Origin of the sequence: Streptomyces sp. NPDC056128 (assembly GCF_042263835.1) — a bacterium.
Taxonomy (GTDB): domain Bacteria; phylum Actinomycetota; class Actinomycetes; order Streptomycetales; family Streptomycetaceae; genus Streptomyces.
Genome location: NZ_JBHJVQ010000001.1, coordinates 251,474 through 265,121, shown reverse-complemented (window position 1 = coordinate 265,121; position 13,648 = coordinate 251,474). Strand labels below are relative to the sequence as shown.

Annotated in this window: 11 protein-coding genes; 2 read left to right on the top strand and 9 right to left on the bottom strand. The window is 73.7% G+C overall.

Features of this window, described 5'->3' with window-relative positions:
* Nucleotides 1–39: 39 nt before the first annotated feature.
* Nucleotides 40–696 carry a hypothetical protein gene (locus ACFC1X_RS01270; RefSeq protein WP_376347673.1) on the bottom strand — a complete coding sequence of 219 codons (657 nt, stop codon included), beginning with the start codon at nucleotides 694–696 and terminating at the stop codon, nucleotides 40–42.
* A 208-nt stretch (nucleotides 697–904) separates the two neighbouring features.
* Here ACFC1X_RS01270 and ACFC1X_RS01265 point away from each other — a divergent pair, with 208 nt between their 5' ends.
* Complete coding sequence (locus tag ACFC1X_RS01265) at nucleotides 905–2,089, top strand: sensor histidine kinase (protein WP_376347671.1); 1,185 nt, start codon at nucleotides 905–907, stop codon at nucleotides 2,087–2,089.
* Nucleotides 2,090–2,767, top strand: coding sequence for a response regulator (locus ACFC1X_RS01260; protein WP_376347669.1), 678 nt, complete (start codon nucleotides 2,090–2,092; stop codon nucleotides 2,765–2,767). It abuts the gene before it with no gap.
* A 46-nt stretch (nucleotides 2,768–2,813) separates the two neighbouring features.
* Here ACFC1X_RS01260 and ACFC1X_RS01255 read toward each other — a convergent pair whose 3' ends face one another.
* The 8 genes from ACFC1X_RS01255 to ACFC1X_RS01220 form a co-directional block, all read right to left on the bottom strand.
* Complete coding sequence (locus tag ACFC1X_RS01255; protein ID WP_376347667.1) at nucleotides 2,814–4,967, bottom strand: SWIM zinc finger family protein; 2,154 nt, start codon at nucleotides 4,965–4,967, stop codon at nucleotides 2,814–2,816.
* The gene (locus ACFC1X_RS01250) at nucleotides 4,964–7,927 is read right to left on the bottom strand and encodes a DEAD/DEAH box helicase (RefSeq protein ID WP_376347665.1); all 2,964 of its coding nucleotides are present in this window, start codon (nucleotides 7,925–7,927) and stop codon (nucleotides 4,964–4,966) included. The genes ACFC1X_RS01255 and ACFC1X_RS01250 overlap by 4 nt, the downstream gene beginning before the upstream one ends.
* A gap of 100 nt (nucleotides 7,928–8,027) precedes the next feature.
* Nucleotides 8,028–8,609, bottom strand: a complete 582-nt coding sequence (locus ACFC1X_RS01245) for a sugar kinase (RefSeq protein WP_376347664.1) — start codon at nucleotides 8,607–8,609, stop codon at nucleotides 8,028–8,030.
* Entirely contained in the window at nucleotides 8,606–9,754 is a 1,149-nt protein-coding gene (locus ACFC1X_RS01240; RefSeq protein WP_376347662.1) for an ROK family glucokinase, read from the bottom strand. Before ACFC1X_RS01240 ends, ACFC1X_RS01245 begins: the two co-directional genes overlap by 4 nt.
* A 115-nt stretch (nucleotides 9,755–9,869) precedes the next feature.
* Entirely contained in the window at nucleotides 9,870–10,664 is a 795-nt protein-coding gene (locus ACFC1X_RS01235; RefSeq protein ID WP_376347660.1) for an ATP-binding cassette domain-containing protein, read from the bottom strand.
* On the bottom strand, nucleotides 10,661–11,704 hold the full coding sequence (locus ACFC1X_RS01230) for an ABC transporter permease (RefSeq protein WP_376347658.1): 1,044 nt from the start codon (nucleotides 11,702–11,704) through the stop codon (nucleotides 10,661–10,663). Before ACFC1X_RS01230 ends, ACFC1X_RS01235 begins: the two co-directional genes overlap by 4 nt.
* On the bottom strand, nucleotides 11,701–12,705 hold the full coding sequence (locus ACFC1X_RS01225; protein WP_376347656.1) for a sugar ABC transporter substrate-binding protein: 1,005 nt from the start codon (nucleotides 12,703–12,705) through the stop codon (nucleotides 11,701–11,703). The genes ACFC1X_RS01230 and ACFC1X_RS01225 overlap by 4 nt, the downstream gene beginning before the upstream one ends.
* 192 nt (nucleotides 12,706–12,897) lie before the next feature.
* Nucleotides 12,898–13,635 (bottom strand): myo-inositol degradation transcriptional regulator, encoded by a 738-nt coding sequence (locus tag ACFC1X_RS01220; RefSeq protein WP_376348506.1) that lies wholly within the window; start codon nucleotides 13,633–13,635, stop codon nucleotides 12,898–12,900.
* Nucleotides 13,636–13,648: the final 13 nt, after the last annotated feature.

Here is a 13,648-nt window from a genome sequence, read left to right as displayed (position 1 = left end):
TTTGTGGAGCGTGGTGTGTGTGGGGGGGCAGGGGGCGGGTCAGCCCGCCGCGCCGTCGAGGAGCCGGCTGTAGCGGAGCCGCAGGGCCCGCTCCGTGCTGGCCGCCACCGTGATGAGGCCGACCACGGTGTTGCCCCAGGCCGGCAGGTCGACGGGCGCGGTGAAGGTCCCGCCGACGTGCCGGGCGATTTCCTCCGGCCGGGTGAGCTGTTCGGCGAGCTGCGTGAGGACGAGGAACAGGCCGACGAGGAGCACGACCGCCGAGAGGAAGCCGACGGCGCGGCTCACCGCGGGGTGCTTGCGGTCGAAGTGGGCGCGGCGCCCTTCGGCCGAGTCACGGTCGGGGACGAGTTGGTACTCGGCCCCGTCATCGGTGACGTAGTGGCAGCGCTTGAGCCCGAACTCGCTCCGCCTCACCTCCACGACGCCGCCCGGGACGGGGAAGGCGGCGGGGAGCTTCGACTCGGCGTGCTGCCTGCCGTCGAGGTACAGCTGGGCGCTGACCCTGCCGGAGTCGTCGCTCTTCCAGTGCCTGACGTCGACGGCGTAGACGCTCCGGCCGCCGTCGTCGTTCGGCAGCCGGAGATAGAACAGGGCGCGGAACGGCAACTGCCACCAACGGAAACGCTTCAGCGCCCGCCCGTCCCCTGGCTCGACCCGCCCCACGGCCCGCCGACGGCGCACGTCCTCGAACATGCCTGCCACTCCTTCTGCTCGCTCGGCTCGCGCTGCTCTTCGGTTGTCCCGGCGCATGAAGGAGTCTGTTCGTGCGGCGCGGACCGCACATCGGCCCGGCGGTCCGAAACGTCTTGGACCACGGGCGAGGCAGGGATTCGACTTTGGTCTAAGGCACCTCACTCCTCTGACCGAGTCACCGGCCGCACGGCTTCGCGATAATGGCCGGGTGAACATGGACGTCGCGCCACGGCTCGGGTGGTGGCAGCAGACCTGGCGGCTGGCGGCGGCCGCGGCCCTGGGCCTGCTGGCCTGGGTCACCACCGGTGTGGCGGTGTCGAAGGGGCCGGCGGGCGAAGTGGGCTCGTGGTTCCTCATCGGTGATCCGCTGGTGGCCGGCGCCTGCCTGACGGCGCTCCTGTGGCGGCGGCGGTTCCCGCTCGCCGTCGCACTGGCGGTGTCGGTCGCCTCGACCACGTCGGCGCTGGCCACCGGCGCGGCGCTGGTGGCACTGGGCTCGATCTCCACCCGTCGTCGTCCGGTGGAGATCGGGGTCGTGGTGGTGGCCTATGTGGCCGCGACCCAGTTCGCCGTCCAGCTCTATCCGGTCGAGACCCCGCCCGGCTCGTTCTGGTTCCAGCTCGTGTCGCCGGCCCTGACCGCGGGCATCGCGGTGGCGATGGGCATGGCCGTCGGGGCCCGGCGCGTCGAGGTGCGGTCGCTGCGGGAGCGGGCGGAGAGCGCGGAGCGGGAGCAGTCCGCGCGGGCGGCGCAGGCGCGGGCCCTGGAACGCAACCGGATCGCCCGCGAGATGCACGACGTCCTCGCGCACCGGATCTCCCTGGTCGCCATGCAGGCGGGTGTGCTGGACCACCGCCGGGATCTCAAGGCCGAGGAGAACCGCGTACTGGTCCGCGGCATCGCTGAGGGGTCCCACCTCGCGCTGGAGGAGCTACGGGACGTCCTCGGCGTGCTCCGGGCCGACCCCGGTCTCCCGGAACCGCCGCAGCCCTCGCTGGACGGCGTCCCCGACCTGGTGGCCGACGCCCGCGCGTCCGGACTGGACGTCACGCTCACCGGCACCGTGACGGGGACGCCGCCCGACCTCGTCGGCCGCACCGGCTACCGGGTCGTCCAGGAGGGGCTGACCAATGCCGCCAAGCACGCCCCGGACGCGCGCATCCGGATCACCCTGGAAGGGGCGGCGGGCGACAGCCTCCGGGTGAGCGTCCGCAATTCCGCGTCGACCACGACGGCCGCGAAGCCGCCGGCGTCGGGGTTCGGCCTGCTCGGCCTCGGCGAGCGTGTCGACCTCGCCGGTGGAGAGCTGCGCCACCACCCCACACGGGACGACGGATACCTCCTCACCGCACAACTGCCCTGGCCCAACCCCACGCACGAAAAGAGAGCATGAGTGGACAGCGAGCGGGAGCCGGTGCGGGTCGTCATCGTCGACGACGAACAGCTGGTGCGCATGGCGCTGCGGCTCGTCATCGACGGCGAACCGGACCTGACGGTCGTCGCGGAGGCGGCCGACGGCGACGCGGCGATCGCCGTGGTGGACGAACATCGGCCGGACGTCGTGCTGATGGACGTGCGGATGCCCGGCCGTGACGGTCTCAGCGCGACCCGGGAGCTGCTCACCCGCCCGGCGCCGCCGCGGGTGCTGATCCTGACCACCTTCGACTCCGACGATCTGGTGCTCGGCGCCCTGCGCGCCGGAGCGCTCGGGTTCGTCCTCAAGGACACCCAGCCGCCGCGGCTCCTCGACGCGGTGCGGGCGGTCGCGGACGGCAATCCCGTGCTGTCTCCGGCCGCCACGGCCCGGGTGATCGCCGCGGCCACCGGTCCGCAGTCCTCGCACGCCCGCGACTCCTCGCGCGACGCCGCGCGGAAGCAGCTGGCCGCGCTGACCGAACGGGAACTCGACACCGCCCGGGCCATCGCGGACGGGCTGGGCAACCCGGAGATCGCCCGGCGGCTGCACATCAGCGTGGCGACGGTCAAGGCGCACACGGGCAGCCTGTTCGCCAAACTGGCAGTCGAGAACCGGGTGCAGATCGCCCTCCTGGTGCGTGACGCCGAGGGGTGACCCCTGGCAAGGGTGACCCCCGGCAAGGGTGGCCCCTGGCGGCCGGTCAGAGGTCGTCGGACGCGCCCAGGCCGGTGAGGGCGCCCACCGGGTCGAGGTCGGGGGTGCCGCGTGGCCACCAGTCCTCCCGGCCGGGCTCCGACTCGTAGGCGTACCAGAGCCCTGACCGGCCGAGCCGGAGCTGGACGTGGCCGCCGGGGTGGGTGAGGCGGTTGCGCCAGGGCCGGAACGCGGGGAGGTCGGCGGCGAGCAGCAGGGGTCGGGCGCGGTCGAAGCGGCCGGCCGGCGGGTCCCAGGCCTCCTCCAGTACGTCCAGGCCGTCGGCGCCGCCCTGTCGCCAGGCCGCCACGGCGCGCGCCAGGTCGGCCTGGTCCCGGCCGGCCGCGCCGGCCAGGGAGGCGTAGAGCGCCCGGGTGCCGGCGGTGAGACCGGAGCCGGGGCGGGCCGCGGCGAGGCGGGCGGCGTCCTGCCACAGCGTCAGCCCGCCCACCGGGTCACGGCCGGTGCTGAGCAGCGCGTGGGCGCGAGCGGCGGCGTCGGTGGCCAGCTGGTCCAGCGCGAAGGGGTCGGGTCCGCCGGGTGCCGCCGGGTAGGCCGGGGGCTGCTCGGGATGCGGGGGTGTGGGGAACGGGGCGGGGAGGGGCGGGAGAGCCCGCGTGTCCAGTGCCGCGCTGGCCCGTACGCCGGGCAGCGGCGCCGGTCCGCGGTCCTGGGCGGCACGCGCGGCACGGGCCGCGTTCAGCCGGGACAGGGCGTCGAGGAGCGCGCGTTCGCCCCGGCCGCGGAGCAGGAGCAGGACGAAGGGGTCGGCGTCGAGCAGCCGCGCCGTCTGGTAGCAGAGCGCGGCGGCGTGTTTGCAGGGGTGCCCCGAGTCGGGGCAACTGCACCGGGGCGCGAGATCGCCGGGGCCGGGGAGCAGCGGCACCCCGCAGTCGGCCAGGGAGTGGGGCAGCTCCCCGTCGAGAAGTGCGGCGATGTGTCCGGGCCGCTCGACGGCAGCGTCCAGGAACCGCTGCCAGTCGTCGTCGCCCAGCGTGCGCAACCGCACCTGCACCCGGTACGGCCGCGGCCGGCTGCCCTGTACGTAGGCGAGGACCAGGCCGGGCGTCACGGTGATGGCGTCGACGTGCCCCCGCTCGGCATAGCCGCGTCCGCGGGCCAGCCGGGCCGCGTCCAGGGCGCCTTCTTCCAGCGCGCTCACCCACGCGTTCCCCCACCAGGTCGCGGCGAGGCCCTCGTCCGGCGCGCGGGGCGGGAGCGCGGGGAAGGTGCGGCGGAGGTCGCCGTCGCGGTCCGGGGCGGCCATCGAGCGGGGGGTGCTGCGGGGCTTCGCGGAGGGGGCGGGCGGGGTGGAGCTGGCCTGGCGGGGGGTGGCGTCGTCTCTGTGCGGCGGCGAGGAGGTCGTCGCGGGGCGGGGCTGCCCGTCCGGCGGGGAGTCCTCGGCGGGGTGCGGTGTCCGTGCCGCGACGGCGGGCGAGCGGGTCGGTTCGTCGGCCGGGCCGCCCGGCGTGCCCGGCCCTTCGGGTGCTGCCGGGGGCGGGGCGTCGTCGTCCTCCCGGTCCGTCTCCGGCGGCAGTCGGAAGGCGTCCGCGGCGAAGTCCCGTACGGCGCGGGCGCGGGCACGGGCGTCGGCGGCGCGCGGATCGCCCGTGGTGGGCCGGGGGTGCAGGGGCGGGGCCGGGCGTCGCCGGGTGCTCGACGCTTCCTTGCTCGCGGCGTCCGCGCGTGCCTGTCGCCGCGCCGCGCGCAGGGCCTCCCGTGCCACGTCGGCCGGGCGGGTGTCGCCCGCGTCCGGGGTGGTGGGGGCGGAGGGTGACGATGCGTCAGGAAGGGTCGATGCGGTGGGGCGGGGCGCTGCATCGGGGTCGGAGTCGAGGGCGTCCGTGCGGGCGGACGCGGCTTGGGGAGCCGTCTCCTCGGGCTCCTCGGCGTCGGCGTCGTGCGCCACCGTCTGCCGTGCGGTCCGGGTGCCGCGCAGCGCCGCGCGTGCGATGTCACCGGGGCGCGGAGGGCGGTCCCCGTCCGGGTCGCGGGCCTGGTCCCGGTCATGCTGCCGCGCGGGCTCGCGGACCGAGGTGTCGGGCTCCGGGTGGGCGCCGGTCCCGGACCCGGTGTCCGCGGGGGTGTCCGGTGTCGTCTCGCCGCGCAGTCGGGCCTCGCGCAGGGCGCGGCGGGCCTCGTCGGCGGGGCGGGCGGTCATGACGGCCTCCGCAGGGACACCAGGTCGGACAGTTCACGGGCCGTCAGCTCGGTGAGGGCCGACTCGCCGGAGCCGAGGATCGCGTCGGCCAGGGCGCGCTTGGACTGGAGCATCTCGGCGATCCGGTCCTCGACCGTGCCCTCGGTGATGAGGCGGTGCACCTGGACCGGCTGGGTCTGGCCGATGCGGTAGGCGCGGTCGGTGGCCTGCTCCTCGACCGCCGGGTTCCACCACCGGTCGAAGTGCACGACGTGGCCCGCGCGGGTGAGGTTCAGGCCGGTGCCGGCGGCTTTGAGGGACAGGACGAGGACCGGCGTCTCGCCGCTCTGGAAGCGGTCCACCATGCGTTCGCGCTCGGGCACCGGCGTGCCGCCGTGGAGGAGGTCGACGGGGACCGCGCGAGCGGCCAGGTGGGAGGTGATGAGGCGGGCCATGCCGACGTACTGCGTGAAGACGAGCGCCGATCCGTCCTCCGCGAGCAGCGTGTCCAACAGCTCGTCCAGCAGGGCGAGTTTCCCCGACCGGGCGGCCATGCGGTCGGCGCCGCCCACACCCGTGGCGCCCGGCGGGTGCTCCTCCTTCAGGAAGAGCGCGGGGTGGTCGCAGATCTGCTTGAGCGAGGTCAGGAGCTTGAGGACGAGACCGCGGCGGCCGATGCCCTCGGCCTCCTCGATGGCGAGCATCGACTCGCGCACCACCGCCTCGTACAGCGCGGCCTGTTCGCGGGTGAGGGGGACGGGGTGGTCGGTCTCGGTCTTCGGCGGCAGCTCGGGGACGATGCCCGGGTCGGACTTCTTGCGGCGGAGCAGGAAGGGGCGGATCAGGCGGGCGAGGCGGGCCACCGCCTCGTCGTCCTCGCCGTTCTCCACCGCGCGTGCGTGCCGCGCGCGGAAGGACTTCAGGGGGCCGAGGAGTCCGGGGGTGGTCCAGTCGAGCAGTGCCCACAGCTCGGAGAGGTTGTTCTCCACCGGTGTGCCGGTCAGGGCCACCCGCGCGGGGGACGGGATGGTGCGCAGGGCCTTCGCCGTCGCCGAGTACGGGTTCTTGACGTGCTGTGCCTCGTCCGCGACGACCATGCCCCAGGACCGCTCGGCGAGGGCCGGGGCGGCGGACCGCATCGTGCCGTACGTGGTGAGCACGAAGCCGCCGGCCAGGTCGTCCAGGGTGCGGTCGGCGCCGTGGAAGCGGCGGACGGGGACGCCGGGCGCGAAGCGGGTGATCTCCCGCTGCCAGTTGCCCAGCAGTGATGCCGGGCAGACCACCAGGGTGGGCTCGGTCCGGGCCCTCTCGAGGTGCAGGGCGATGACGGTGACCGTCTTGCCGAGGCCCATGTCGTCGGCGAGGCAGCCGCCGAGGCCGAGGGAGGTCATGAGGTCGAGCCAGGCGAGTCCGCGCAGCTGGTAGTCGCGGAGGGTGGCGTGCAGGCCGGGCGGCGGTTCGGCGGGGTGTACGCCCGCGGTGAGCCGGTCGCGCAGGGCGGCCAGCGCGCCGACCGGCACCACGTCGACGGTCTCGCCGTCGGCCTCCGCGCGGCCGGTGAGGGCGACGGAGAGGGCGTCGACCGGGTCGAGCAGGCCCAGGTCGCGCTTGCGGGCCCGGCGGACGAGCGCCGGGTCGACCAGCACCCACCGGTCACGGAGCCGGACGACCGGGCGGTGGGCCTCCGCGAGGGTGTCCATCTCGGCCTCGGTGAGCGGGTCGCCGCCGATGGCCAGCTGCCAGCGGAACTGGAGGAGGTCCTCGCTCTCGAAGAATCCCGTGCCGTCCGTCGCCGAGCCCGGCGCGGTCCTGACGACCGCGGTCGCGGTGAGGTCCTGCGCGAGGTCGCGGGGCCAGTGCACGGCCACCCCGGCGGCGGCGAGCCGACCCGCCGCCACGCCCAGCAGGTCGGTGACCTCCTCCTCGGACAGCCCGAGGACGTCGGGCACGTCCTGCTCGGTGAGGCGGTCGAGAGGCGTCCAGACCCGCGCCGCGCGTCGCACCCCGAGGGCGGCGTCGACCCGCGCGCGGGGGCCGAACGCCGCGTCGGCCTCCCCCGACCACAGATCCGCGGCGTCGGCGACCAGGGTGGGGTCGGCGAGGCTGTGCACCTGGACGATCGCGGCCCCCGCGCTGCGCACCCCGCCGCTGCCGCCGCCCCCCTCGCCGGCGGCGACGTCCCCGTCGAAGAGGTCGTACGCCGACAGGTCGAGGCGGAGCGAGATCCGCACGCCCGCGTCCATTCCGGCGGCGACCTCGGCGGCCCAGTCGTGGGCGCCGGGCAGGCGCTGGGCGGCGCGTGCGGCGAAGGGGCGGCCCGAGGCGTGGGGTGCGGCCGGGGTGCGGGGCAGGGTGTCGGCGACGGCGTCCAGGAAGGCGCGGACCAGTGCCTCCGGCTCCGGCAGGTGGATCGGGCCCGGGCCGTCCAGCGGTACCGCGTGGCCCTCCGGGGGCAGGGCGGCGGCCACGGCCCGCAGGTGTGCGATGTCGTCGGGGTCCAGCGGTCCGGCGCGCCAGGCGTCGTGCCCGGTCGCGGTGAGGCCGGGCAGCAGCCTGCCGCGCGCGGTGAGCCGCAGGGCGTGCAGGGCCGCCGCTCCCCAGCAGGCGGTCGCCGGGTGGGCGGCCGGGTCGTGCCGGGCCCGCACCAGGAGCGGCAGGGCCTCGCCGAGCGGCAACGACAGCGCGGGCGTCGTCCCGCGCCGCACGCCGGTGCCGTGCCGGCGGACGACCGTCAGTTCCGTGCGCTCCGTGCGTCCGGCCGGGTCGCCTTCCGGTGTCGAGGCGTACCCGGAGAGGGTGTCGTCCCTGCCCGCCTCCGGGTCCCAGAAGGCGATCCGGGCGTCGCGCGGGAGGGGTGCGGGCAGGAAGACGGCCGCCAGCCGGAGCGGGACGGACGGTGCGGGGCCCTGCGGCCCGCTCGTCTCCCGCCACTCCCCCGCCCGCCCGGAGACGGTTGTGTCCGCCACGGCCATGTCGCCCATACGTCCTGTCACCTCCCGCCCGTCTGCCCGATCAGCTGTCTTCGACTCTACGGGCGGGGTCTGACAATCGGCCCCGGCCGATCGCCGGGCGCGTGCGTCGCTAGGGAACGGTGCGCGAGACGACGTACACCATCGGGTAGTCCGGGTCGTCCAGGTCCACGACGACGTCCTGGGTCGGTGCCGGGTTCCGCTGCTCGTTGACCACGCCCCACCAGGTGCTGGAGGAGCGGAAGTTCCAGCCGGTGACCCGCTGGGCCCGGTCGCTGATGGCGATCTTGTCCTTCTCCAGCGCGTCCCGGTCGATGCCCAGTCCGGCGAGGAAGGCGTCCAGACCGGCGTTGGTGGTCTGGAACTGGACGTAGAGGCGGCTGGTCTTCCAGTTGTTCGTCTCGTAGTAGGCGATCTTCTCGGAGGGCACCGGGACCGGCAGCTCGTAGATGCGGCGCTGGAGCTTGGACGGCCAGCCCCGGGTCATGCCGGTCGCCGCGTACTTCGCCTCCTTCTGCCGCCCGCTGTCGCGGCTCTGGTTGGCGGAGATCACGAGGTAGCCGGCGGGGACGCCGATGAGCAGCACGATGGTGAGCAGCGTCAGCGCACGGCGCCGGATCATGTGCCGGCGGTCCTCGGCCGGTGGCCCGTGTTCCTCGGGCGCCGCGGCCTGGTGGGGCAGGGTCTCGGTCACAGCGACTCCCCGGTGGTGCGGCGGGCCTCGGCGTACCGCTCGTAGCGCTCGTACCGCTCCACGCGGCGCCGCTTGGCGCGGCGGAACCGGCGGGCCACCAGCCGGGCCAGGTCGGCGGCGCCCACCATGCCGGCCTCGGGGCCCAGCTGGGCGCGGACGATGCGGGCCTCGGGGCGGTAGCCGCGGCCGGTGAGCTGGCGTTTGAAGGCATCGCGCGCGGGACCGATGAGCAGGTCGTCCGCGGCGCTGACCCCGCCGCCGATCACGAAGCAGGACGGGTCGAGGGCGGCGGCGAGGTTGGCGATGCCGACGCCGAGCCACTGCCCGATGTCCTGGAGCAGCTCGACGCACATGGCGTCGCCGTCGCGGGCCAGCTCGGTGATCATCGGGCCGGTGATGTCGCCGATGCTGCCCTTGACGTGCTCGATGATCCCGTACGCCACCGGCGAGTCGGCGGCGGCCAGCTCGCGGGCCTCCCTGACCAGGGCGTTTCCGGAGCTGTACTGCTCCCAGCAGCCGCGGTTGCCGCACGGGCAGCGGTGGCCGCCGGGCACCACCTGCATGTGCCCGAACTCACCGGCGACCCCGTACTTGCCCCGCTTGACCTGGCCGTCCTCCAGGATGGCGCCGCCGATGCCCGTGCCGAGCGTGATCATGACGAGGTGGTCCTCGCCGCGGCCGGCGCCGAAGCGCCACTCGGCCCAGGCGGCGGTGTTGGCGTCGTTGTCCACCAGGACGGGGACCGCGAGGCGGCCGGCGATGCGGTCGCGCAGCGGCTCGTTGCGCCAGGACAGGTGGGGGGCGAACAGCACGCGGTTGCGGTCGGCGTCGACCCAGCCGGCCGCGCCGATGCCGACGGCGTGCACGTCGTGCCGGTCGGAGAGGTCCAGGACCAGCTCGACGATGGTGTCCTCGACCACCTTCGGGCTCTTGGACTTGTCCGGGGTCTCCGTGCGCAGGCGCTCCAGGATGTTGCCGTCGGCGTCGACGACGCCCGCCATGACCTTCGTGCCGCCGATGTCGATGCCGACCGTGGGCACGCGGGGTGCCGTCAGGTGCGAGCGGCGTTCCCTCGTGCCCACGGTGCGCAGGACCGGGGCGCGGCGGGATCCGATGGGGGCGGTGAAGTCGCGGTAGGTGCTCATCGGGTGCGATTGTGCCGCACGCTCACGCTGGGTGCCGAATGGGACAGGGGGTGGCGTCACCGGTTCGTTGCCGTCTGCGGGTGCGTTGTGGCTGGTCGCGCAGTTCCCCGCGCCCCTAGGAGGGGCGTTGCAGTTCGTGGCGTAGATCGTCCAGCTCGTTTCCGCCCGCCATCTGGCGCGTCAGCTCGTCCAGGGTGACCTGGTCACGCGTATACGCACCCACCATCGTGCCCCTCTTCAACAGCACGAACCTGTCCCCCACCAGGTACGCGTGGTGGGGGTTGTGGGTGATGAGGACGACACCCAGGCCCTGGTCGCGGGCGGCCGCCACGTACTTCAGGACGACGCCGGACTGCTTCACGCCGAGGGCGGCGGTCGGCTCGTCCAGGACGAGCACCTTCGCGCCGAAGTACACCGCGCGTGCGATCGCCACGCACTGGCGCTCGCCGCCCGAGAGGGTGCCGATGGGCTGGTCGACGTCGCGCAGGTCGATGCCCATGCGCAGCAGCTCCGCGTGGGTGGTGCGGCGCATGTGGTCGACGTCCATGCGCTTGAACGGGGCGACGCCCTTGCGGGGCTCGGAGCCGAGGAAGAAGTTGCGCCAGACCGGCATCAGCGGGACGACGGCGAGGTCCTGGTAGACGGTGGCGATGCCGCGGTCCAGGGCCTCGCGCGGGGACGAGAGGCGGGTCTCCTCGCCGTCGAGGGCGAGGGTGCCGCCGTCGTGCTGGTGGAGCCCGGAGATGATCTTGATGAGGGTCGACTTGCCCGCGCCGTTGTCGCCCAGGACGCAGGTGATGTCGCCCGCGTGCACCTGGAGGGACACGCCTTCGAGGGCGCGTACGTTGCCGTAGTTCTTGCTGACGCCGGACAGCTCGACGAGCGCCTCGGGTGCCGGGGTCTGCGTCATTTGGTGGCCTCCGCGCGCTTGCGGACCCAGGCGTTGAGCAGGGTCGCGAGGAGCAGCATCGCTCCGAGGAAGAACTTGAACCAGTCGGGGTTCCACTCGGCGAAGACGATGCCCTTGCTGGTCATGCCGAAGATGAACGCGCCGACCGCCGAGCCGACGGCGCTGCCGTAGCCGCCGGTGATCAGGCAGCCGCCGATGACGGCCGCGATGATGTAGATCAGCTCATTGCCGACGCCCTCGCCGGACTGGACGACGTCGTAGGAGAAGAGCAGGTGCTGGCCCGAGATCCAGGCGCCGAAGCCGACGCCCATGTAGAGGCCGATCTTGGTCTTGGTGACCGGGACGCCCACCGCGCGGGCGGCGTCCTTGTTGCCGCCGACCGCGAAGATCCAGTTGCCGGCGCGGGTGCGCAGCAGGATCCAGCTGGCGACGGCGACCAGGGCGAGCCACCACAGGATGGTCACCTTGAAGCCGACGCCGCCGATGGTGATCGTGGACGCGAAGACGTCGCGCGCGGAGGGGAAGCCCTCCATGTCGGCGATCGACTTGGTGGAGACGGTGCCGTCGATCAGCTTGGTGAAGCCCAGGTTCAGGCCGGTCAGCATCAGGAAGGTGCCCAGCGTGATGATGAAGCTGGGCAGCTTGGTGCGGGTCAGCATGAAGCCGTTGAAGGCGCCGATCGCCAGCGTGACCAGCAGGGACACGCCGACGCCGACCCAGACGTTGGCGGTCATCTGGTAGCTGAACATCGACGACACCAGGGCCGACGAGGTGACCATGACGCCGGCCGACAGGTCGAACTCGCCGCCGATCATCAGCAGCGCCACCGGGACGGCCATGATGCCGATCGTGGAGGCGGCGTAGAGCACCGTGCTGAGGCTGGCGGCGTGCAGGAAGCTGTCGGCGAAGAACGCGAAGAACACGAAGACGGCGATGGCGCCGACGACGGAGCCCAGTTCGGGGCGGCCCAGGAGTTTCCGCAGCGGAGAGGTCTGCAGAATCCTTTCGTCAGCGGTGGCCGCATCCGTGCCCGCGCTCATCGGGTGCCCCGCTTGGTGTATTCGGAGAGCGCGGCGGCGTCGTCCTTGGTGATGATCTGCGGTCCGGTGAGCACCGGCCGGCCGCCGCCGAGGACGTCGGCGTTGTACTTGTACAGCCACAGCAGGTCGACGGCCTCGTAGCCCTGGAGGTAGGGCTGCTGGTCGACCGCGAAGCCGAGGGTGCCGTCCGCGAGTCCGGCGGCCACCTTGGCGTTGAGGTCGAAGGTGTCGATCTCGGCCTTGCTGCCCGCGCCCTGCTTGGCCTTCACCGCGGTGTCGGCGTAGGGGGCGCCGAGGGTGACCACCGCGTCGACGGCCTTGTCGGTCTGGAGCTTGGCCTCGATGGCGGACTGCACGTCCGGCATGCTGGTGCCGTTGACGTAGAGCCGCTGCACCTTGCCGTCGAAGGTCTTCGCGACGCCGTCGCAGCGCTGCTCGTGGCCGACGTTGCCCTGCTCGTGGAGCACGCAGAGGGCCTGCTCGCGGCCTCGCTCGTTCAGTTCCTCGCCGACCGCCTCGCCGGCGATCGTCTCGTCCTGGCCGACGTGGGTGAGGGCGCCGAACGCCTTCGACTCCTCGGACCCGGAGTTCACGGTGATCACCGGGATGCCCGCCTTGCGGGCGCGGTCGAGGGCGGACTTCATGGCGTCGGGCTTGGCCAGCGTGACGATGATCCCGTCGACCTTCTTGTCGATGGCGGCGTTCACCAGCTGCGCCTGCTGCTGTGCCTCGTCGTCGTGGGAGTACAGGAAGTTGATGTTGTCCTTCACGGCGGCCTGCTCGGCGCCGCTCTGGACGATGTCCCAGAAGGTGTCGCCGTCGCCCGAGTGAGTGATCATCGCGAAGGTCCAGCGGGGCGTGTTCACCGCCGCCTGCCCCTGGGCCGACGCGGCCTTGCGGGCGTCCTCGGCGCGCTTGCCGCCAGTGCTGCTGCACCCGGCCAGGGACACCGACAGTGCTCCTGCCAGCGCGATGCCTACCCAGGTCCGAAACCGTGCCACGAGGCCGTGCCCTTCTTGCTGTGCCGTGCTGTGCGTGCCGGGCGCCCGAGGCTCCGGCCGGGGCCGGGAAGCCCCAAACGCCCCATTGTCCGACACACAAGCGGAGCGTCTGCCTCCGGGGATCGGACGACGGTCACATTGTCCGGACATTGCGACGAACCCGCGCGGCGAGCGGCGGCCGGAGGGAGCGGCTCAGGGCCGTACGAGGAGCTGGAACTCGAAGGAGTACCGGGAGGGGCGGTAGGTGTGCGCGCCGAACTCGACCGCGCGTCCCGTGTCGTCGAACGTGGTGCGTTCCATCGTGAGCAGGGGCGCTCCCTCGTCCTCGCCGAGCCGTTCGGCCTCGTCGGCGGTGGCGGCGCGGGCTCCGATGGACTGGCGGGCGCTGTGCAGGGTGATCCCGGCGGCGCGCATCAGCCGGTAGAGGCCGGTGGCCTCCAGCTGGCCGGTGTCGAGGTCGAGGAGACCGGAGGGCAGGTGGTTGCACAGGTACGCCATCGGCTCCCCGTGGGTCAGCCGCAGCCGCTCGACGCGGTGCACGTCGCTCCCCTCGGTCACGCCGAGTGCGGCGGCGGTCTCCGCGGTCGCCGGGACGACGGTGTTGACCAGGACCTTCGTGGCGGGACGCTGGCCCGCGGCCTCCAGGTCGTCGTAGAGGCTGCTGAGTTCCAGCGGGCGCCTGACCTTGCTGTGCACGACCTGGGTGCCGACGCCCCGGCGGCGCACCAGCAGGCCCTTGTCGACGAGCGACTGGATGGCCTGGCGGACGGTGGGACGGGACAGACCGAGCCGCGCGGCCAGCTCGATCTCGTTGCCCAGCAGGCTGCCCGGGGTCAGCGCGCCGTGCTCGATCGCCGCCTCCAGCTGCTGCGACAGCTGGAAGTACAGCGGCACGGGGCTGCTGCGATCCACGCTGAGGTCCAGCGCCACGGTGGGGTCCACT

Bases quoted from the DNA above. Each gene is read 5' to 3' on its own strand.
- ACFC1X_RS01230 (WP_376347658.1), bottom strand. From the start codon at position 11,704: ATGAGCGCGGGCACGGATGCGGCCACCGCTGACGAAAGGATTCTGCAG.
- ACFC1X_RS01270 (WP_376347673.1), bottom strand. From the start codon at position 696: ATGTTCGAGGACGTGCGCCGTCGGCGGGCCGTGGGGCGGGTCGAGCCA.
- ACFC1X_RS01255 (WP_376347667.1), bottom strand. From the start codon at position 4,967: ATGACCGCCCGCCCCGCCGACGAGGCCCGCCGCGCCCTGCGCGAGGCC.
- ACFC1X_RS01235 (WP_376347660.1), bottom strand. From the start codon at position 10,664: ATGACGCAGACCCCGGCACCCGAGGCGCTCGTCGAGCTGTCCGGCGTC.
- ACFC1X_RS01250 (WP_376347665.1), bottom strand. From the start codon at position 7,927: ATGGGCGACATGGCCGTGGCGGACACAACCGTCTCCGGGCGGGCGGGG.
- ACFC1X_RS01240 (WP_376347662.1), bottom strand. From the start codon at position 9,754: ATGAGCACCTACCGCGACTTCACCGCCCCCATCGGATCCCGCCGCGCC.